The sequence below is a fragment of the Cytobacillus stercorigallinarum genome (assembly GCF_014836495.1).
GTDB lineage: Bacteria > Bacillota > Bacilli > Bacillales > Cytobacillaceae > Cytobacillus > Cytobacillus stercorigallinarum.
In genome coordinates, this window is sequence record NZ_JACSQT010000001.1 from 186,875 (window position 1) to 209,114 (window position 22,240).

A 22,240-nucleotide genomic window follows, 5' to 3' on the forward strand; every position below is an offset into this window, starting at 1 on the left:
GTTCGCTGGAAAATTCAACGAAATTATATATAGAAATCGTGAAACAACTGCGAAATATTATTCAAGAAGAAGGTTATCAAACAGGTGATAAGCTACCCTCAGAACGTGAAATGTCAGAACGCCTAAAAGTTGGGCGTTCTTCTGTTCGGGAAGCTTTTCGTGCGTTAGAGCTTTTAGGTTTAATAGAGACGAGAAGAGGCGAAGGAACCTTTATAAAAGATTTTCGCGGTCATAATTTGGTACAATTACTAAGTACATTTATTCTACAAGACAAACAAGCAAAAACTGATATTAAAGAAACGAAATATTTGGTAGAATGGGATTGTATATGGTTAGCGATGAGAAAAGCAACCGTCAAAGAACTTGAAGCTTTTAGAAATTGGGTCACTTCTGAAGTATTTCAAGAAGATGAGTATTTTTATCGCATGGTTCTCATAGCAGATAACCATTTATTTAAGCGTCTATGGACGATTTTAACGGATTATTATAATTCGCTAGACTTCGGTTCAGCTGTAGTTGATCCAAAAAACTATCAGTTATTAATAGATGCGATGATACAGAAAGATGAACAAGCAGCTAAAATTCAATATTGTTTAATAAGAAATTTGTCGAGCATTTAACGACAATGTTTTCCATCTTTTTTAAGCCTATTATTGTATAGTGATGAGACAAGCTTTTTTCTCGCACTTACGTCGATAGGCAATTGTTTTTTCTAAGTGGTCTGACCACTTAGGAAAATGGTAATGATTACTAAAGTAGGAAAGGTAAATTTCACTTTTGTTATTTACTTTGTAATTACAAGGAGGTTTCACCTTGCTAAAAGACATCTTTACAAAATCAAAGAAGAAAAAATATGCAACCATTCCTTCTGAGGCAGCGAAGCAAGATGTCCCAGAAGGAATCATGACTAAATGCCCTGAATGTAAGAAGATAATGTATACGAAAGAATTAATGAAAAACATGAAGGTATGTATTAATTGTGGGCATCATCACCCAATGAACGCTGCCGAACGGTTTGAGAGTTTTCTAGATAAGGGAACAATTCAAGAGTTAGACCGTGAAATGATATCAGAAAACCCGCTATCTTTCCCAGATTATCTTGATAAAGTTGAAAAAGACCGTAAGAAAACAGGTATGAATGAAGCGGTAATGACAGGGATTGGAGAATTGGATGGTTTTCAGATTGTTATTGCCGTAATGGATTCGACTTTTAGAATGGGAAGCATGGGATCTGTGGTCGGAGAGAAGATCACAAGGGCCATTGAAAAGGCGGACGAATTGAAAGTGCCATTCATTATCTTTACTGCTTCTGGTGGTGCAAGAATGCAAGAAGGTGTATTGAGTTTGATGCAGATGGCTAAGACGAGTGTGGCGCTTAAGCGATTCAGTGATAATGGCGGTTTAATTATATCGATTATGACACATCCGACTACTGGTGGAGTATCTGCTAGTTTCGCTTCATTAGGAGATTATAATTTTGCTGAACCGAAAGCGTTAATTGGTTTTGCGGGGCGCCGTATTATTGAACAGACGATTCGTGAGGAGTTGCCAGAGGACTTCCAAACAGCAGAATTTTTATTGAAACATGGGCAACTTGATGCCGTTATTCACCGTTCTAAGTTGCGAGAGGAGATTGCTAACATTCTTTCTATTCATCAGCCAGGAGGTGAGCTTAAATGGTAACTGAATTAACATTTGAAAGACCGATTATTGAACTAAGAAAAAGAATAGCTGAATTAAAAGAATTTACGAAAACAGCGGATGTTGATTTAGGATCTGAGATTAATAAGCTCGAGACAAGATTAGCCAAGTTAGAAAAAGATATATATGAAAATCTAGGCCCGTGGGACCGAGTGCAAATTGCTCGTCATCCTAATCGTCCTACTACATTAGATTATATAGAGTATTTATTTGATGACTTTTTTGAATGTCATGGCGATCGCGTATTCGGAGATGATGAAGCGATTGTTAGTGGGATTGCTAAGTTTAGAGGACACCCGGTTACAGTAATCGGCCATCAACGTGGAAAAGATACAAAAGAAAATATTCGTAGAAACTTCGGTATGCCGCATCCTGAAGGTTATCGTAAAGCGCTGCGTTTAATGAAGCAGGCGGAGAAGTTTCGCCGACCAATTGTTTGTTTCATAGATACGAAAGGTGCTTATCCAGGAAAGGCAGCTGAAGAAAGAGGGCAAAGCGAAGCGATAGCTAAAAACCTTTTTGAAATGGCTAGTTTGAAAGTACCGGTTGTATGCATAGTAATTGGAGAAGGGGGAAGTGGCGGAGCATTGGCGTTAGGCATTGGAAACTATATTCATATGCTGGAAAATGCTACTTACTCTGTTATTTCACCAGAGGGAGCTGCTTCTATTCTTTGGAAAGATGCGACGAAAGCACAAACAGCTGCTGAGTCGATGCGTATTACTGCTCCAGATTTAAAGGAGCTTGGAGTCATCGATGAAATCATCCCTGAAGTAAAAGGTGGAGCGCATAAGGATGTTGAGCAGCAAGCACTTGCAATTGAAGATATTCTTTATCAGTCATTAAAAGAATTATCTCAACTAGATGAAAACCAATTAGTTGACCATCGTTATGAGAAATATAAATCAATTGGGAAATATTCGTTTTTAAGAGATTATATTGGGGTAAAATAAAAACGTGCGAATTGCACGTTTTTCCTATTATTGATGATATTTAAAAATGGAAGACGATTCTAATCGGTACCAATGAGAACATCACGAGATAAACAAGGGTTTATTTGCACTATAAAGTAAGGTAGTTAATACAATCTTTGATAGGGTTCAATGGAATGTATCACTTTGTTCATTTGGCTTGAATGTCGATAAGTAAGAATTCTTTAACTAAACTTAATAAATTATAATTGTGATGTTTATTTTTTCGTGCTATTTTAACAGTAGAAGAAGCTTAATAACCTTTTATAGGTCCTCTTTTTCCTTTCCCCTAGGTTCGTTCATATTTATAGAATACAAATTGTTTTCCCATAATAGAGGTGATAGAGAAAATGAAAAGAATTGGTGTATTAACAAGTGGAGGAGATTCACCTGGAATGAATGCGGCTGTTCGCGCAGTTGTTAGAAAAGCTATTCATGATGGTATTGAGGTATATGGTATTTATGGCGGTTATACAGGTCTAATTCATGGTAATATAGAGAAGCTAGAATTAGGATCCGTTGGTGATATTATTCACCGTGGCGGTACGATCCTTTATTCTGCAAGATGTGAAGAGTTTAAAACAGAAGAAGGAAGACAAAAGGGGATAGAGAACTTAAAAGCACATCAAATAGAAGGTCTAGTTGTGATTGGCGGAGACGGATCTTATCGAGGAGCACTTGCCCTCACTGAAGCGGGTTTTCCATGTGTAGGTGTACCAGGGACGATTGATAATGATATTGCGGGCACACAATATACCATTGGTTTCGATACAGCATTAAATACGGTCATTGATGCCATTGATAAAATCAGGGATACAGCGAGCTCACATGAAAGAACCTTTATTATAGAAGTAATGGGAAGAGATGCAGGAGATATTGCCTTATGGGCAGGGTTAGCTGGTGGGGCAGAAACAATTCTTATTCCTGAAGTGAATTACGATATAGATGAAATTGCAACAAAACTCAAAAGTGGACTTGAAAGAGGAAAAAGGCATAGTATTATCATTGTGGCCGAAGGTGTATGTAGTGGTGTAGCATTCGCAAAAGAAGTGGAGAGCGCAACCTCACTTGAAACGAGGGTGTCAGTGCTTGGTCATATCCAACGAGGAGGATCTCCAACGGCATTTGATCGTGTTTTAGCTAGTCGTTTAGGGGCGCATGCGGTGGAGTTACTTGCCAAAGGAAAAGGTGGGCAAGCAGTTGGTTTGAACAATAACCAAGTCGTTGCCAATAGCTTGCGTGATGTCTTAAGCCAACATAATACTTTAGATTTAGACCTATACGAGTTATCAAGAGAGCTCTCAATTTAAGCGTACATAATTAGGAGGTATATATAAATATGCGTAAAACGAAAATTGTTTGTACAATTGGACCAGCTAGTGAAAGTATTGAAAAGATTATAGAATTAATAAATGCTGGCATGAATGTAGCAAGATTAAATTTCTCACATGGGAATTTTGCAGAGCATGGTGAGCGAATCGCTAATATCCGTGAAGCCTCCAAACAAACTGGAAAAACAGTTGCGATCCTTTTAGATACAAAAGGGCCAGAAATACGTACGAATGATATGAAAAACGGTGCGATTGAATTAGAAGCGGGTAACAATATTATTGTAAGTATGAAAGAAATGGAAGGGACAACAGACAAATTCTCTGTTACATATAGTGGTCTCATTGATGATGTTCACATTGGCTCTAGTATTCTTTTAGATGATGGTTTGATTGCTCTGGAAGTCATTGCTATCAATAAAGAGAAAGAAGAAATTCATGCAAAAATCTTAAATAGTGGGACGTTAAAGAATAAAAAAGGTGTGAATGTACCAGGTGTTTCAGTTAACCTTCCTGGCATCACCGAAAAGGATGCTAAGGATATTCTTTTTGGAATTGAGCAAGAAGTGGACTTTATTGCCGCTTCCTTTGTTAGACGACCATCAGATGTTTTAGAAATTCGTCAATTACTAGAAGAAAATAATGCGGAATATATTCATATTATCCCCAAAATCGAAAACCAAGAAGGCGTAGATAATATTGAAGGTATTCTAGAAGTGTCAGACGGATTAATGGTAGCGCGCGGGGATTTGGGAGTTGAAATTCCAGCGGAGGAAGTACCACTTGTACAAAAGCAATTAATAAAAAAATGTAATGAGCTTGGAAAGCCAGTTATTACAGCAACACAAATGTTAGATTCCATGCAAAGAAACCCTCGCCCAACTCGTGCGGAAGCAAGTGATGTTGCTAACGCCATTTTTGATGGCACAGATGCTATCATGTTATCAGGGGAAACAGCAGCGGGGTCTTATCCTGTAGAAGCAGTTAAAACAATGCATAATATTGCTTCACGTGCAGAGACAGCGTTGAATCATAGAGAAATTTTATCTGAGAGAAGTAAAAATAATAAACATAATGTGACAGATGCCATTGGTCAATCTGTTGCGCATACAGCATTAAACTTAGGAGTTAGCGCCATTATTACCCCTACTGAGAGCGGTCATACAGCTAGAATGATTGCTAAATTTAGACCAGTAAATCCAATTGTAGCTGTCACATCACATGAATACGTCTCTCGTCGCCTATCACTTGTTTGGGGAGTGTATTCTCAAGTCGGTCAAAAAGCAAAAACAACAGATGATATGCTAGATATAGCTGTAGAAGAAAGTCTACAAACAGGAATCGTTCATTCGGGAGATCTTGTTGTTATAACGGCTGGCGTTCCGGTTGGAGAAGCAGGAACAACAAACTTAATGAAAATTCATGTAGTTGGCGATATCATTGCAAAAGCTCAAGGAATTGGCAGAAAGTCAGCATTTGGTAAAGCGGTTATTGCTCGCAATGCGAAAGAAGCGATGGAAAAGGTTACAGAGGGCTCAATACTCGTAACGATTGGCTCTGATCGCGAAATGGTTCCAGCTATTGAAAAATGTAGTGCCTTAATTACTGAAGAAGGTGGTCTAACGAGCCATGGTGCTGTAATTGGTTTGAACCTTGGTATACCGGTTATTGTCGGTTTAGATATGGCTACAAAATTAATTAAGGATGGCCAAGACATTACAGTAGACTCACAAAGAGGTGTCATTTATAACGGACATGCGAGTGTCTTATAAACATGGAAGAAACTGTCGGATACTATTATTCGGCAGTTCTTTTTTTATGTAGAGGGGTGAAAAGATATTTAGATACCCTAATTAAATTTTTAACACATAATAGAATATAATAGTTGCCAATATCGATATATTAGTATAACATAATAGGTAATATAATGTATCATAATTACAATGATAACATATTTCTTAAATTATTTTGAATAGAGATACTAAAAGAAATAAATACATAATTAAAGGGAGTGGTGAAGATATGCTGAATTATATGCAAGGATTTTGGATGGAAATGTGGAGGTTGCATGATCAAATAAAGGATTTATTACGGTTATTCTCAGTGAAGAACGAGCCTAATAAGAATCAATCAAGTGAATTGAATCAATCAAATGAAAATAATGGAGAAAATCCGAAACAGAGAAAAAGAACGAATAAACAGAATATAGGATTATTATTAGGACCCATTCTTTTTGCTCTAACGCTCCTATTTGTTTCACCTGAAGGAATGTCCAGAGAAGCCCAAGCGGTGCTAGCAAGTACTCTTTGGGTCGCTGTCTGGTGGATTACAGAAGCTATACCCATTCCAGTAACATCATTACTACCAATTATTCTCTTTCCTGTCACTGGTGCAGTATCAGAAGGAGTAACAAGTTCATATGCCGATAATACTATTTTCCTATTTTTAGGTGGATTCATAATTGCTATTGCCATGGAAAAGTGGAATCTACATTTAAGAATAGCACTTGGTATCATTACTGTGGTTGGTACCAGTACATCTAGGCTTATCCTTGGGTTTATGGTGGCTACAGGTTTCCTTTCTATGTGGATATCGAATACGGCAACGGCCATGATGATGATGCCGATTGCTATTGCTGTAATAACTCATGTAAACGATTCCATGAAGTCGGAGAGAGAATCAGCTAACCGATTTGGTAAGTCATTAATGCTTGGGGTAGCTTATGCTGCTTCGATAGGTGGATTAGGTACATTAATCGGTACACCACCAAATATGATTTTTGCAGGTGTTGTAAAAGAAATTTATGGTATTGAGATTTCTTTTGCTACCTGGATGTTATTTGGCGTTCCTTTTGCATGTATTTTACTACTAGCTGCATGGGTTTATTTGGTGAAAATAGCTTTTCCTATGAGTATAAAAGAGCTTCCAGGTGGAAAAGAGATCATCTCTTCTGAAAGACAGCATTTAGGTAAAATCTCCTTTGAAGAGAAGTTAGTATTAGTTGTGTTTCTAGCTACTGCAGTTGCATGGATCACGCGATCATTTATCCCTTTTGATTTTATCAGCCGAATTGATGATACGATAATAGCTATTGCTGCAGCCATTATATTATTCCTTTTACCTTCAAAAAGTAGTAAAGATGGTCAGCTTTTAAATTGGAAAGATGCTTTAAATATACCTTGGGGTATCCTACTACTATTTGGTGGAGGATTAGCTATTGCCAAAGGGTTTAAAGATTCAGGTTTAGCAACTTGGATAGGTGAACAATTAACTGTTTTAGAAGGTGTACATCTTGTTATTGTCATTTTATGCGTAACAGCACTTGTTACATTTTTAACAGAGATTACATCAAACACGGCTACGGCAACAATGATGTTTCCTATCATGGCATCTTTAGCATTGGCTTTAAATATTCATCCTTATGCACTTATGGTCGCAGCTGGAATTGCTGCCTCGTGTGCTTTTATGCTTCCTGTTGCTACACCGCCTAATGCTATTGTCTTTGGATCTGGCTATTTAAAAATAGGTGATATGGCTAAATCCGGTTTTTGGTTAAGTCTGTTTACCATTTTCCTTGTTGTTGTCATGATTTATTTCTATATGCCAATTGCTTGGGGTATCGATATAGGTACTTTCCCGAATTCGTTTAAGTAACATGTTGTTCTTAAATTTCCAATGATGGAAATGTGTTATATTTCTCGGGAGCCAATAATTTTGATATCATTATATATACAAAATATAATGAGGTGGCTAAATGCGCTATATATTATTACCGCTAATTTTAATACCGGCGATTGAAATTGTTGTACTGCTTCTTGCTGGTAAGGCTTTAGGTGTTGCCGTAACATTTCTTCTAATTATATTGACTGGTGTTTTTGGCGTTTATATAGCAAAAAGGCAAGGGATAGAAGTAATGAAGAAGGTGCAGATGGAAACGCGCCGAGGAGAAATGCCGGGAGATTCCATGCTAGATGGTGTTTGTATATTCATAGCAGGTATCTTCCTTGTATTACCGGGATTTATTTCAGATTTCATAGGTATTCTCTTATTGATTCCTTTTATAAGAAATAAATTAAAAATTATTTTGTATCACTTCCTTAGAAGGCGTATAAATCATGGCAACATCAAAGTGATAAAATGGTGAGCATTTAGACAAAGATGATGCCATATATTAAAAAAGAATAGTCAAAAAAAGATCCGAACATATTCCAATTCATTTATGAGTGCGAAGATGTTCGGATTTTTTTATTGGCGAGAGTTTTTGGAGACAAGGTTCAAAAAGTGATGGAAATAGGTACTCAAATTTAGCAGCTATTATAATGGCTAGCTTCTATTTCTCCTCTTTTCCATTTTTTATATAAAGCCAAATATCTGTGAATACTTTTGCTCTGTATAAAGTAGAAAGAATGACAAGAATAATTGGACCAATAATGAGGCCGAGAAATCCAAATAGTTTAAAACCAATAAATAAAGCGATTAAAGTCGCCAATGGATCTAAACCAATATTGGATGATAAAATCTTTGGTTCCATCACTTGTCTTTGGACAATAATAATCACGTACAGGATAGAGAGTCCAACTGCAATGGTTGTTTCACCAATGAAAAAGGAATAAATAATCCATGGAATAAAGATGATACCTGTTCCTAAATAAGGAAGAATATCAACCATACCCGCGATGATGGCAATCGTCATCGCATAATCTATGTTTAATATTAATAATCCCACCAAGATGATAAGAGTCGTAATTGAAATTAAAGTCGCTTGTGCTTTTATAAAGCCAAAAAGGGCTGATTTTAGATCAGAGAAGACGGTAATGCTACTTCGTCTTACATATTCAGGTGTCAAATCAAGAAAAAATCGTTTTATTTTTTCCCAGTCTTTGCTAATGAAAAATGAGGCTAAAAGAGAAAAAATAATGGCAGTTGCTGCATTAGGTATCCATGAGAATAATGCTGGTAGCTTTTCAAAAAAAGATTGCAGAAAAAGCCCTAATGATTGTCCTATATTCTTACCTATTTCTTCTATATTGGTCATAATGCTAGCTTGTTGTTCTGTTCCTAAATGATTAAATAAACTGGTGAGTTTATTTAACACAGGCATAAACTGATTGGCAATCCAGTGTTCTATATGGGTAATAAACACTTGGACATGTGCTGGCACAACTTTTGATAGGTGAGCTGCTCCAGAGACCAATTCAGTAATCAAAATAACTGCGCCGCCCAGAATAACACCTAAAAGTAATGTTAAAGAAATGAAAACAGAAAAAGATCGTGGTATTTTACATGAATATTGAAAAAAATTGACTGTCCTATTAATGATGTATGCAATACCTAATCCAATTAGAAAAGGATAAGCAATGGATGACAAGTAAAAACTAACAAATAAGAAAGTAACTATGATTATTAAGACAAAAAAGAATCTCATGATTTGGTAATGGAGAGTACTTGTCATTGTTTGGCGCTCCTCCTTAGTGTATTTTAAGTGAAAAAGGTTGAATAATCTGAAATTGTTTTCTGAACGCTAATTTCAATCTTTTAGCCGAAAATCTGCTCTTTTGTCCTAATTATCTATAGTGGCATAATGGGCGAAAAAGAAATTAATTTTATCTTTTTTCGAAATTATGTTAAAATAACATCATTAACAGGAAGGTGAGATAGAATATGGAGTCATTCCTGTTTTTACTATTGCTTTTAGCTATTAGTATTGTGGCTAAAAATCAATCTCTTATATTTGCGATTGCTGTCCTCCTATTGTTAAAATTAGTCGGTACAGAGTTAAAAGTGTTTTCATTTATCCAAAGTAAGGGTATTAATTGGGGTGTAACGATTATTACGATTGCTGTATTAGCTCCTATAGCAAGTGGAGCAATCGGGTTCAAAGATCTAGCAGATGCATTTAAATCACCTTATGCTTGGGTTGCTTGTATCTCTGGTATTATCGTTGCATTATTAGCAAAGGGCGGGCTTACCCTCCTATCAGAAGATCCACATATTACGACTGCTCTTGTTCTAGGAACAATTCTAGCTATTACTCTATTTAAAGGAGTAGCAGTAGGTCCGCTAATTGGAGCGGGTATCGCCTATTTATTCATGAAGATATTTGAGTATATTCACTAATTGTTTGCAAGCTATCAGTCACTTGTATTTTTATGAAATTTTCGTTTCACAAAAGTCAGATAATTGTTTATAATATACATGTACAAATAGGTTTGATAGTTGAGTCTATGAAAATAGTAGATACTTTATACCAAAAAGAAAATGTAAGCATTTTCTTTCAATAATGTTTGTACATGTTTGTACTGAGCATACGTTCAGAGATTGTTTAGTCAGTGGAAATCTGACTGAGAATGTCATTTAGTCTGTCTCCCAGCTTAATACATATTAGCTGGATTAAATCGGCTACAATAGCCAATAGAGCTATCAGGTTTTATCTGATAACAACTTAATGAATAAGTTTCATGCAGACAGAGGGTTTGGGGAAAATATTTCAAAGAAGGAGATGGTTTGTTATGACAGCAACACGCGGTCTGGAGGGTGTAGTGGCTACTACATCTGCTATCAGTTCAATCATTGATGATACTTTAACATATGTAGGCTATAACATTGATGATTTGGCAGAGAATGCTAGTTTTGAGGAAGTCATCTATTTATTATGGCATGGTAAATTACCTACACAATCACAACTAGATGAATTAAAAGCACAATTGGCAGAAAATATGAATTTGCCACAAGAGGTTCTTGCTCATTTTAAGACTTATCCAATTGATCAAGTTCATCCAATGGCAGCTCTTCGCTCCGCTGTATCTCTTCTTGGTCTCTATGATGAAGAAGCAGATGTAATGGAAGAGGGTGCGAACTATAGAAAAGCTATTCGTTTACAAGCGAAAATGCCTGCTATCGTTGCTGCATTTGCGCGTGTAAGAAAAGGCTTAGAGCCAATTGCTCCTAAAAAAGAATTAAGTTTTGCTGCTAACTTCTTGTATATGTTAAATGGGGAAGTACCAGAAGATGTAGCAGTTGAAGCAATGAATAAAGCACTTGTACTTCATGCTGATCATGAATTAAATGCATCTACATTTACAGCTCGTGTTTGTGTAGCTACATTATCTGATGTGTACTCTGGTATTACAGCAGCTATCGGTGCATTAAAAGGACCTCTACATGGTGGTGCGAATGAAGCGGTAATGAAAATGCTAAAAGAAATTGGTACTTTAGATAATGTAGAACCTGCAATTCGTGAAAAATTAGCCAATAAAGATAAAATTATGGGCTTTGGTCATCGTGTATACAGAAAAGGTGACCCAAGAGCGAAACATTTAAGAGAGATGTCAAAAAGACTAACAGAATTAACGGGTGAACCACATTGGTATGAAATGTCTACAAAAATTGAAGGCATTGTGACTGGAGAGAAAGACCTTCCTCCTAATGTTGACTTCTATTCAGCATCTGTATACCACAGCTTAGGTATCGATCACGACCTTTTCACACCAATCTTCGCGGTTAGCCGTGTTTCTGGTTGGTTAGCACATATTTTAGAACAATACTCTAACAACCGTTTAATCCGCCCTCGTGCTGATTATACTGGTCCAGGAATGCAAGCTTATATTCCAGTAGAACAAAGAGGATAAACTTTTTATTGCGTTTTTTTAATACAGATGATAACAATAAATAAAGATAAACAAGCTACCAGTCAGAGGTTAGAGGGTTTGCCTTCTAGCCTTTGATTCTGATAAGTTTGTAATGTGTTATTTTTAACACAAGGAAATTGGAGGGAGAAATTATTATGGCAGCAGAAAAAATTACAGTAAATAATGGTGTACTAAATGTACCAAACGAACCAATCGTTCCTTTTATCGAAGGTGACGGTACTGGCCCCGATATTTGGGCATCTGCTTCTCGTGTATTAGATGCAGCGGTTGAAAAAGCTTATAAAGGTGAACGTAAAATTGCTTGGAAAGAAGTTTTAGCTGGTGAAAAAGCATTTAACCAAACGGGTGAATGGTTACCAAAAGAAACGTTAGATGTTATTAATGAATACTTAATCGCAATTAAAGGACCTCTTACAACACCAATCGGTGGCGGAATTCGTTCTTTAAACGTTGCTTTGCGTCAAGAATTAGATCTATTCGTATGCTTGCGTCCTGTACGTTGGTTTGAAGGTGTTCCTTCACCAGTTAAGCGTCCACAAGATACAGACATGGTTATTTTCCGTGAAAATACGGAAGATATTTATGCTGGTATTGAATATGCAAAAGGTACAGATGAAGTAAACAAATTAATCTCTTTCTTAAAAGATGAGATGGGCGTTAATAAAATTCGCTTCCCAGAAACTTCTGGAATCGGTATTAAACCTGTTTCTCAAGAGGGAACAACTCGTCTAGTTCGCTCTGCAATTGAATATGCAATCAACGAAGGTCGTAAATCAGTAACACTTGTCCACAAAGGTAATATCATGAAATTTACTGAAGGTGCATTCAAAAACTGGGGTTACGAACTAGCTGAAAAAGAATACGGCGATAAAGTATTCACATGGGCTGAATATGATCGCATTAAAGATGAAAGTGGCGTAGATGCAGCAAACAAAGCACAAGCTGATGCTGAAGCTGCTGGTAAAATCATCGTTAAAGATGCTATCGCTGATATTTTCTTACAACAAATCTTAACTCGTCCAGCTGAATTTGATGTAGTAGCAACAATGAACCTTAACGGTGACTACATTTCTGATGCGCTAGCAGCACAAGTTGGTGGAATCGGTATTGCTCCAGGAGCAAACATCAACTACGAAACTGGACATGCGATTTTCGAAGCTACACATGGAACAGCTCCTAAATATGCTGGCTTAGACAAAGTAAACCCTTCATCTGTTATTCTTTCAGGTGTACTTTTACTTAAACATTTAGGTTGGAATGAAGCGGCTGACTTAATTGAGAAATCTATGGAAAAATCTATTGCTTCTAAAGTTGTAACTTATGACTTTGCTCGTCTAATGGACGGAGCAACAGAAGTGAAATGTTCTGAATTCGGTGATGTCCTAATTAAAAACATGGACTAATTAACTTTCTTGCAGGTTTAATTTAAAAATTAAACCTGCTTTTCCTTTATATATAGGATAATTTGCTAAATATATTAAAAAGAATCAACACCTCATCTATATTGACTGTGATATCCAGTTGAAGATCCTTTCCATCATATCTGAAATTATGTTACTTCCCCATGTTTTAATCTCATAAGAAGCGGTTATAAATTGAATAGTTGTAAATGAATACATAAGGAGATGTTGCAAGTGTCTACACTCAAGCGAAAAAAAGTTTCTGTGATCGGAGCCGGTTTTACTGGAGCGACGACTGCGTTTTTATTGGCACAAAAGGAATTAGCAGATGTTGTATTAGTTGATATACCCCAAATGGAAAATCCGACAAAGGGAAAAGCTTTAGACATGTTAGAAGCAAGCCCAGTTCAAGGATTTGACGCAAATATCCTTGGTACAGCGAATTATGAAGATACAAAAGATTCGGATATCGTGGTTATTACTGCTGGAATTGCCCGGAAGCCAGGAATGAGTCGTGAAGATCTTGTTCAAACAAACGAAACGATTATGAAGAATGTAGCGAAGGAAATTGCGCATTATTCTCCCGATACATTTATTATTGTGTTATCCAATCCGGTAGATGCGATGACATATACGATATTTAAAGAAACAGGATTCCCAAAAAATCGGGTAATTGGACAATCAGGCGTGCTGGATAGTGCCAGATTTCGGACGTTTATCGCTCAAGAGTTACAGATTTCCGTCAAGGATATAACAGGCTTTGTTCTTGGAGGGCATGGTGATGATATGGTTCCACTTGTCAGGTATTCATATGCAGGTGGCATCCCTTTAGAAAAGTTAATCTCTAAAGATCGTTTAGAGCAAATTGTTGATCGAACGCGTAAGGGCGGAGGAGAAATTGTTAGTTTACTTGGGAATGGTAGTGCCTATTATGCACCAGCAGCAGCTTTAGTAGAAATGGTAGAGGCTATGATTAAGGACCAAAAAAGAATACTTCCTGCAATAGCTTATTTAGAAGGAGAGTTTGGCTACCATGGGATTTATTTAGGTGTGCCAACAATCCTTGGTGCAAATGGAATTGAAAAAGTTATCGAGTTAGATCTAACAAAAGAAGAAAAGGATGCATTAGATCAGTCAGTTGAGTCGGTTCGTCAGGTGATATCAATATTGTCACAAACCTAATATATAAAGAAAGCCTTGTTGGCGAAGTTCGGTCTTTTAACTGAGCTTCGCTTATTTTATGTTTTGCGATAAAAAGAAAATTATTTTTCCTCTTTTTCTTTTACTTATTAAAATAAAATGTTAATATAATTATAAATAAACAGAAAAATTAGTTTATACTATCATTTTTTGCAAGCGTTTACAAAAAGCGGAGGTGCATCCATGTTAGGGAAAAAGAGAAAAATAGGTAGGAGACTTGAGGAAATTTCGGTTGGTGAGAAGCTGACCTTTACTGAAAAAATAGAAGATAGGGATATATTATTATATCTAGGGTTAACAGATGATGCGAATCCACTATATTTGCAGCATGATTATGCTTCGCAAACGCCTTATAAAAAACCGATTGTACCCAATATTATGCTGAATGGTATGGTCTCATCAAGTGTTTCAAAATATCTTCCTGGACCAGGTAGCCATATTTTGAAGCAAGAATTAGAATATGTAAAACCTGTTTATCACTATTCTACAATTGAATTCTTGATGGAAATTATTCACTTAGATGAAGAGAAGCATAATATTGATATGAAGGTACAAGCAACGAATGAGGAAGGTGAAACGGTTTTATATGGTCGAATGAAAGTCTGTCCACCCTATCCACTTGAGAGTCTTAACAGTAAAGTGATAGAAAACTTCTAATCATGAAATCATTAGGTATAGTTGACCAAAAGACTAAGCAAAAGTAATTAATACTGCTTAGTTTTTTGTCGTGGCACGCTTTTTTTCTTTTTTTATATTATAATACATTTATATAAGGGGTTTTACTAAAGAAATTGGCTTATACTAATGGGGAATCTATTTATCGGAGGCTTTTATGGATAAAAAAGTTCTAGTGGTTGATGATGAGCAGTCGATTGTAACGTTACTACAATATAATTTGCAACAAGCAGGTTATGAAGTACTAACAGCATCTGATGGAGAAGAAGGTAAAAATCTTGCTTTAAGTGAACAGCTAGATTTGATTGTATTAGATCTGATGTTACCTAAGTTAGACGGAATTGAAGTGTGTAAACAAATCAGACAAAGAAAAGTGAATACGCCCATTCTCATGTTAACTGCAAAAGATGATGAATTCGATAAAGTTCTTGGCTTAGAGCTTGGGGCAGATGACTATATGACAAAGCCATTTAGTCCGAGAGAAGTAGTGGCGCGGGTAAAGGCTATTTTAAGAAGATCACAAGCCCAATTTGAAGAACCTGTTGCAGAAGATGAAAATGATAGCATTCGTATAGCCGGCGTGAAAATTTATCCAGAACGATATGAGGTCTATTATCAAGAAGAATTACTTGAACTGACACCGAAAGAGTTCGAATTGCTATTATATCTCGCTAAAAATAAAGGTAGAGTATTAACTCGGGATCAATTACTTAGTGCCGTTTGGAATTATGATTTTGCAGGTGATACAAGGATTGTTGATGTTCATATTAGTCACCTAAGAGATAAAATCGAGCAAAATTCAAAAAAACCGACATATATTAAAACGATTCGTGGGCTTGGCTATAAGCTAGAGGAGCCAAAGCCTGAATGAGAACATTTCGTTCAAAACTATTTTTTGCTATTATCACATTGATTATCGCTGTTTTGCTTTGTTTAGGCTTATTATTAGGTCAGTTGTTTAAATCTTATTATATAAATGTGATAGATGAACGGTTGTCTAAAGAGATTCAGCTAGTAGCTGGCCAGATTGAGGAAATAGGTGGAATAGAACAACTGACTCAAGAGAAGGTCGACCAGTTTGCTAACTGGTTAGGTGTCAGTGTTACAATTGCTGATGCAAATGACCAAGTAATATTTGATAGCGTGAATAAGAATAGGATGAATCGTAAAACAATAGATGAAGTTTTAGATACATCTGACTCTGGTGAGCAGGCTGGTAAAGTCGTAGGCGACGATTACCATTATTTTTGGAAGGAATTAAATGAAGGTACAGATTACTATTATTTGTTTTTAAGTGCCGAAATAGATGAAGTAAAAAGTGGTTACTCGCAAATTTGGTGGATTTTAATTATTTGTCTTAGCTTAGCATTGGTTTTGATTATATTTTTAGGAGCTTCTATTACGAATAGATATACAAGGCCAATTGATTCAGCGACAAGAGTGGCTATTGAGTTAGCGAAAGGTAATTATCGAGCGAGAACATATGATAATGATGTTGGAGAAGCAGGTAAGTTAAATAGCTCAATTAATATTCTTGCACGTAACTTGCAAGATATGGAGAAATCTAGAGAAATGCATCAAGATAGACTCAGTACACTCATTGAAAACATGGGCAGTGGGCTAATCTTAATAGATAGTAAAGGTTATATTAACCTTGTGAATCGTACATATAGGGAAGTTTTTCATGCTGATGTGACAGAATACATGGACGAACTTTATTATGATGTCATTGAATATAAAGAAATCACTGAGCTTATTGAAGAATTATTTATGACAGAGCAAAAGGTAAGAAAGCAAATACAAATACTTATTGGTATTCATCGCAAACATTTTGAAGTTTACGGTGTTCCGATTATCGGCACGAATGATGTATGGAAAGGTGTACTTCTTGTTTTCCATGACATTACTGAGATTAAGAAATTAGAGCAGGTGCGGAGAGATTTCGTCGCAAATGTTTCACATGAATTAAAAACACCTATTACTTCTATTAAAGGGTTCTCGGAAACACTTTTAGATGGAGCAATGGATGATCAAGATACTCTTAAACAATTTTTAACGATTATCCTCCAAGAAAGTGAACGATTGCAAACACTGATTCAAGATTTACTTGATTTATCCAAAATAGAGCAACAAGGATTTCACCTTTCTATCCAAGAGGTAAATATTATTGGTGTATTAAATGAAGTAGTGATGATGGTTAAGAGGCGAGCAGAGGAAAAAGATATTACCATAGATTTAAAATGTGATGATGAAGTTATCGAAATGGAAGCAGATGTAAACAGAATCAAGCAGATTTTCCTTAATATTGTTTCTAATGCTATTTCTTACACGCCGAATGAAGGTAAAGTGTCTATTCGTGTAACGGAAGATCAACAAAAAGTGTATATAAAAATCATTGATACAGGGATAGGCATTAAAGAAAGTGAGATTCCGCGGATTTTTGAAAGGTTTTATCGCGTAGATAAAGCAAGGAGTAGGAATTCAGGTGGTACAGGCCTTGGTCTGGCAATTGTTAAGCATTTATTAGAAGCACATAAAGGATTGATTACTGTTAAAAGCAAGAGTGGGAAAGGCACGGCCTTTTTACTCACGTTTTATAAGGAGTTTCCAGATAGCGAATAATGAGAGTTTTTACAAAAAGTTTACATTGTTTTTTAATGCCATTAACAATAGGGAGTTACAATTAGTCTTGTAAAACCCCTTCATCACATGATGTGAAGAAGAGAGAGCTACCCCGCTCTCTCTTTTTAAACTGAAGTTCAGTTATGTGAATCAGCACTAAGTAAAATGCAAATGAATGATATTAAACATCTCCTATTTTGGTGATGCCCTCACCTATAAATCCCTACCGTTTTTTCCTCCATAAATATAAAATACTTCATCAAATTATGTAAATCTTTTACGATAACGAACAATTGCCTAATGAATTCCACCTCTAATTTTTCTTTATTCTTTTAGACATGATAAAATATAAAATAGATAATGGCTTTTTTTCGAGGTGCATTCAATAGAATGACTTTGTGAAAAGCGAAGGAGGTTGGTGACGAGATGTCAAAGAAAAAACTCGTATTAATAGATGGAAATAGTATAGCTTATCGGGCTTTTTTTGCTCTTCCCTTATTAAATAACGATAAAGGCATACATACGAATGCAGTCTATGGATTTACGATGATGCTTATGCGAATTTTGGAAGATGAAAAACCTACTCATATTCTCGTTGCATTTGATGCCGGTAAAACTACATTTAGACATAAAACATTTACAGAATATAAAGGTGGCAGACAAAAAACGCCGCCAGAACTTTCAGAACAGTTCCCGGTGATTAGAGAGCTGCTAGATGCTTATCAAATTGCTCGTTATGAGTTAGCGAATTATGAAGCGGATGATATTATTGGTACCCTATCTTTAAGAGCTGAGCAAGATGGTTTCGAAGTGAAGGTCATTTCAGGGGACAAAGACTTAACGCAGCTCAGTTCAGAAAAGACAACTGTAGGAATTACGAGAAAGGGAATTACTGATATTGAAGAATACACCCCTCAGCATATCGAGGAAAAGTATGGTATCACACCTGAACGAATCATTGATATGAAAGGCCTAATGGGAGATAGCTCTGATAATATTCCGGGTGTGCCGGGTGTTGGGGAGAAAACCGCACTCAAATTATTAAAGGAGTTTGGTACATTAGAACATTTAATGCAATCGATTGATCAAGTGAGTGGTAACAAATTAAAAGAAAAGCTAGAGGAATTTCAAAACCAAGCTTTAATGAGTAAAGAATTAGCAACCATTTTAAGAGAAGCGCCGATTGAAGTAGAGCTAGATAAAATAGCCTACGAAGGTGGGAATGAAGAAAAATTATATCATTTATTTAAAGACCTCGGTTTTAATTCTTTATTAGAAAAAATAAGCTTTGATTTAGCAGAAGACCAAACGGCTGAGCTTGAAGAAATTAATTATGAGATTGTTACAGATTTTACCGAGGAACAGTTAGATGGAGATAGCGCATTATATATTGAAGTGTTAGAGGATAATTATCATTACGCAGATATTCTTGGAATAGCAGTCACCAACAAAAATGGACACTTCTTTATTTCAACAAAAAACGCTTGTCAATCGAAAGTGTTTAAAAAATGGGCAGAAGATGATGCCTCTCCAAAGGTTGTATATGATGCGAAAAGGTCTGAAGTTTCACTAAGACATCATGGTATTCATTTAAAAGGTATCCATTTTGATATCCTTTTAGCAGCTTATATTATCAATCCTTCTGAAACAATTGAAGATTTAGCTTCTATTGCGCGCAATCACGGATACTCTGCAATTCAATCTGATCAAGCTTTTTATGGAAAAGGAGCAAAAAGGAGTATTCCAAACGAAGAAGAACTTGCCCCTCATATTCTAAGGAAAGCAGTGGCAATGGATTCGCTTTATGAGAAGTTGGATACTTCGCTACAAACGAACCAGCAGTCTGCACTTTTTTATGAATTAGAATTACCCTTATCATTGATCCTTGCTGATATGGAATCGGCAGGTATTAAAGTGGACTTGAATCGTCTGCGTTCAATGGGAACAGAGTTATTAGAGAAACTTGCAGCCATTGAGAATCGAATTCACGCCTATGCTGGTGAAGCATTTAATATTAATTCTCCGAAACAATTAGGGGTAATCTTATTTGATAAGCTACGTTTACCAGTTATGAAGAAAACAAAAACGGGCTATTCTACGTCAGCAGATGTATTAGAAAAATTAGAATCCAAACATGAGATTATCAAAGAAATCCTTGAATATCGTCAATTAGCGAAACTACAATCCACCTATATTGAAGGTTTACTAAAGGTGGTCAATAAAGAAACAGATAAAGTGCATACCCGATTTAATCAAGCGTTAACGCAAACGGGAAGATTAAGTTCTACTGATCCTAACTTACAAAATATCCCAATTCGCTTAGAAGAAGGTAGAAAGATTAGACAAGCATTTATTCCTTCAAAAAAAGATTGGGTTATTTTTGCCGCAGATTATTCACAGATAGAATTAAGGGTTCTCGCTCATATTGCAGCTGATGAAAAACTAATCTCTGCATTTAAGGAAGATCTAGATATTCATACGAAGACAGCTATGGAAGTCTTTCATGTTTCTAAAGAAGAAGTAACGGGAAATATGCGCCGTCATGCAAAAGCAGTTAACTTTGGGATTGTTTACGGAATAAGTGATTACGGCCTTTCACAAAGTCTATCTATTACAAGAAAAGAAGCTGGAGAATTTATTGATCGCTACTTAACAAGCTACCCTGCTGTTAGACAATATATGGACGACATTGTGCAAGAGGCAAAAGAAAAAGGGTTCGTAGAAACATTACTTCACCGTCGTAGATATTTACCGGAAATTACAAGTCGGAATTTTAATCTTCGCAGTTTTGCGGAAAGAACGGCTATGAATACACCAATTCAAGGTAGTGCCGCAGATATTATTAAAAAAGCGATGATTGATATGGCTGACCGCCTAGAGAAGGAACAATTACAATCCAAGCTTTTATTACAAGTGCATGATGAACTGATATTTGAAGCACCGGTAGAAGAAATTGAAAAACTAAAAGAAATTGTTCCAGATGTAATGGAGCATGCCGTGGAGTTAAAAGTGCCGTTAAAAGTAGATTATTCATACGGCCCAACATGGTTTGATGCGAAATAAGTGAGTTCGCAATCGGATTGAAAAAAAGGAGTTATTATGAATGCCTGAATTACCTGAGGTAGAAACAGTAAGAAGAACTTTAGAAGAGTTGATTATCGGGAAAACCATTGACCAAGTGACAGTACACTGGCCGAAAATGGTGAAAGAACCAGACGATGTTGTTCAATTTGCAAAGGCGTTAGAAGGTGAAACATTTAAAGCGGTTGCGCGTCGAGGGAAATTTTTGATCCTTTATACGGATGATTTAGCCCTTGTTTCTCATTTGCGAATGGAAGGGAGATATGGGGTATATCCGAAATCGGAAACGATTGATAAACATACACATGTGATTTTCTCCTTTACAGATGGAACAGAGTTAAGGTATAAAGATGTGCGCAAATTTGGCACCATGCATTTATTTAAACGCGGTGAAGAGCTCGGCCAACTTCCGCTATCGCAATTAGGTGTAGAACCTTTATCAGATGCCTTTTCTCCAGAGATATTACAACTTTCATTGAATAAGACAGCAAGGCCTATTAAGGCAGCTCTCTTGGATCAAAAGCTAATTGTAGGCTTGGGTAATATATATGTCGATGAATCTTTGTTTAAAGCAGGTATTCATCCAGAGCGCTCTGCTAAAACATTAACAAAAGAGGAAGTAGACAAACTTTATCGGGAAATTAAAGCAACACTGTCTGAAGCTGTTGAACGAGGGGGCAGTACGATACGTTCGTATGTGAACTCCCAAGGCCAAATAGGGTTATTTCAGTTAGAGCTTTTTGTGTATGGTCGTCGTGGAGAGGACTGTAAAGTTTGTGCTACACCGCTCGAGAGAATCATTGCCGGTGGACGTGGAACCGTTTATTGTCCACATTGTCAGCCAAAAATAAAATAATTATATTTTCTTTTGTCATCTAAGCCTAGATTATAGATAACATTGGATGGGCTTCTTCCATATAATATGTTAGCCATTTCATGGAAGGAGCTCTTTTATATGACGCAAATGATGACACTTATTATACTAGCTATAGCTGTTAGCTTAGATAGTTTTAGTGTAGGTTTAACGTATGGATTAAGAAAAATGAAAATTCCAATTAAATCAATTTTAATTATTGCTTGTTGTTCAGCCTTTACTCTCCTCATTTCAATGGGAATTGGACATACAATAGCAAAGTTTATCTCGCCTACCTTTGCAAATAGTATTGGCGGTATCATCCTTATTCTATTAGGTGCTTGGGTACTGTATCAGTTTTTCCGCCCTGAAAAGGAAAAGGATAAGGATGCCCTCCCGCATGAGAAAATTCTTTTGAATTTTGAAATCAAGTCTCTTGGTGTAGTTATTAACATTTTAAGAAAGCCAATGGTAGCCGATATTGATAAATCTGGTACAATTACTGGTATTGAAGCCTTTTTATTAGGGTTTGCTTTATCACTTGATGCCTTTGGTGCAGGTATTGGAGCGGCTATGCTTGGGTATTCCCCCTATTATTTAGCTGTATGTGTGGCGGTTATGAGTTCATTGTTTGTTTTCGGTGGGATGAGTATTGGCTCGGTATTTTCTAAATCTCAGTGGATGCAACGGTGTTCGTTTATACCAGGATTAATTTTAATTATACTTGGAATCTGGAAAATTTAATTTGATAAAAAAGGTG

18 protein-coding genes are annotated in these 22,240 nt (G+C 36.3%); 17 read left to right on the forward strand and 1 reads right to left on the reverse strand.

Annotation, left to right across the window (positions count from 1 at the left end; translation table 11 throughout):
* Nucleotides 1–38: 38 nt before the first annotated feature.
* The 7 genes from H9655_RS00950 (at nucleotide 39) to H9655_RS00980 (ending at nucleotide 8,144) form a co-directional block, all read left to right on the forward strand.
* The gene (locus tag H9655_RS00950; RefSeq protein WP_318245430.1) at nucleotides 39–620 is read left to right on the forward strand and encodes a FadR/GntR family transcriptional regulator; all 582 of its coding nucleotides are present in this window, start codon (nucleotides 39–41) and stop codon (nucleotides 618–620) included.
* Between the two features lie 193 nt (nucleotides 621–813).
* Nucleotides 814–1,683 (forward strand): acetyl-CoA carboxylase, carboxyltransferase subunit beta, encoded by an 870-nt coding sequence (gene accD, locus H9655_RS00955; RefSeq protein ID WP_191810020.1) that lies wholly within the window; start codon nucleotides 814–816, stop codon nucleotides 1,681–1,683.
* Nucleotides 1,677–2,654, forward strand: coding sequence for an acetyl-CoA carboxylase carboxyl transferase subunit alpha (accA, locus tag H9655_RS00960; RefSeq protein WP_191810022.1), 978 nt, complete (start codon nucleotides 1,677–1,679; stop codon nucleotides 2,652–2,654). Before accD ends, accA begins: the two co-directional genes overlap by 7 nt.
* 368 nt (nucleotides 2,655–3,022) lie before the next feature.
* Nucleotides 3,023–3,982, forward strand: coding sequence for a 6-phosphofructokinase (gene pfkA, locus H9655_RS00965; protein ID WP_191810025.1), 960 nt, complete (start codon nucleotides 3,023–3,025; stop codon nucleotides 3,980–3,982).
* Between the two features lie 29 nt (nucleotides 3,983–4,011).
* Nucleotides 4,012–5,772 carry a pyruvate kinase gene (gene pyk / locus H9655_RS00970; RefSeq protein WP_191810027.1) on the forward strand — a complete coding sequence of 587 codons (1,761 nt, stop codon included), beginning with the start codon at nucleotides 4,012–4,014 and terminating at the stop codon, nucleotides 5,770–5,772.
* A gap of 250 nt (nucleotides 5,773–6,022) precedes the next feature.
* The gene (locus tag H9655_RS00975) at nucleotides 6,023–7,654 is read left to right on the forward strand and encodes an SLC13 family permease (RefSeq protein ID WP_225230362.1); all 1,632 of its coding nucleotides are present in this window, start codon (nucleotides 6,023–6,025) and stop codon (nucleotides 7,652–7,654) included.
* A gap of 100 nt (nucleotides 7,655–7,754) precedes the next feature.
* The gene (locus H9655_RS00980; RefSeq protein ID WP_191810029.1) at nucleotides 7,755–8,144 is read left to right on the forward strand and encodes an FxsA family protein; all 390 of its coding nucleotides are present in this window, start codon (nucleotides 7,755–7,757) and stop codon (nucleotides 8,142–8,144) included.
* Between the two features lie 186 nt (nucleotides 8,145–8,330).
* Here H9655_RS00980 and ytvI read toward each other — a convergent pair whose 3' ends face one another.
* Nucleotides 8,331–9,452: a sporulation integral membrane protein YtvI gene (ytvI, locus tag H9655_RS00985; protein ID WP_191810031.1), complete on the reverse strand. Its 1,122-nt coding sequence runs from the start codon at nucleotides 9,450–9,452 to the stop codon at nucleotides 8,331–8,333.
* A gap of 209 nt (nucleotides 9,453–9,661) precedes the next feature.
* Between ytvI and H9655_RS00990 the strand changes: the two genes are divergently transcribed.
* The 10 genes from H9655_RS00990 (at nucleotide 9,662) to ytaF (ending at nucleotide 22,224) form a co-directional block, all read left to right on the forward strand.
* On the forward strand, nucleotides 9,662–10,117 hold the full coding sequence (locus H9655_RS00990) for a DUF441 domain-containing protein (RefSeq protein WP_191810033.1): 456 nt from the start codon (nucleotides 9,662–9,664) through the stop codon (nucleotides 10,115–10,117).
* A gap of 392 nt (nucleotides 10,118–10,509) precedes the next feature.
* Complete coding sequence (gene citZ, locus H9655_RS00995; protein WP_191810035.1) at nucleotides 10,510–11,628, forward strand: citrate synthase; 1,119 nt, start codon at nucleotides 10,510–10,512, stop codon at nucleotides 11,626–11,628.
* Between the two features lie 152 nt (nucleotides 11,629–11,780).
* Nucleotides 11,781–13,052 carry an NADP-dependent isocitrate dehydrogenase gene (icd, locus tag H9655_RS01000; RefSeq protein WP_191811315.1) on the forward strand — a complete coding sequence of 424 codons (1,272 nt, stop codon included), beginning with the start codon at nucleotides 11,781–11,783 and terminating at the stop codon, nucleotides 13,050–13,052.
* A gap of 231 nt (nucleotides 13,053–13,283) precedes the next feature.
* Entirely contained in the window at nucleotides 13,284–14,231 is a 948-nt protein-coding gene (gene mdh / locus H9655_RS01005) for a malate dehydrogenase (protein ID WP_318245431.1), read from the forward strand.
* Nucleotides 14,232–14,432: 201 nt separating this feature from the next.
* Nucleotides 14,433–14,906, forward strand: a complete 474-nt coding sequence (locus H9655_RS01010; RefSeq protein ID WP_191810039.1) for a MaoC/PaaZ C-terminal domain-containing protein — start codon at nucleotides 14,433–14,435, stop codon at nucleotides 14,904–14,906.
* 175 nt (nucleotides 14,907–15,081) lie between these two features.
* Nucleotides 15,082–15,795: a response regulator transcription factor gene (locus H9655_RS01015; RefSeq protein ID WP_191810041.1), complete on the forward strand. Its 714-nt coding sequence runs from the start codon at nucleotides 15,082–15,084 to the stop codon at nucleotides 15,793–15,795.
* The gene (gene pnpS, locus H9655_RS01020; RefSeq protein ID WP_191810043.1) at nucleotides 15,792–17,546 is read left to right on the forward strand and encodes a two-component system histidine kinase PnpS; all 1,755 of its coding nucleotides are present in this window, start codon (nucleotides 15,792–15,794) and stop codon (nucleotides 17,544–17,546) included. Before H9655_RS01015 ends, pnpS begins: the two co-directional genes overlap by 4 nt.
* A gap of 426 nt (nucleotides 17,547–17,972) precedes the next feature.
* Nucleotides 17,973–20,609 (forward strand): DNA polymerase I, encoded by a 2,637-nt coding sequence (gene polA, locus H9655_RS01025; protein WP_191810045.1) that lies wholly within the window; start codon nucleotides 17,973–17,975, stop codon nucleotides 20,607–20,609.
* Nucleotides 20,610–20,649: 40 nt separating this feature from the next.
* On the forward strand, nucleotides 20,650–21,483 hold the full coding sequence (gene mutM, locus H9655_RS01030; protein ID WP_191810047.1) for a DNA-formamidopyrimidine glycosylase: 834 nt from the start codon (nucleotides 20,650–20,652) through the stop codon (nucleotides 21,481–21,483).
* A 99-nt stretch (nucleotides 21,484–21,582) separates the two neighbouring features.
* Entirely contained in the window at nucleotides 21,583–22,224 is a 642-nt protein-coding gene (gene ytaF, locus H9655_RS01035; RefSeq protein ID WP_191810049.1) for a sporulation membrane protein YtaF, read from the forward strand.
* Nucleotides 22,225–22,240: the final 16 nt, after the last annotated feature.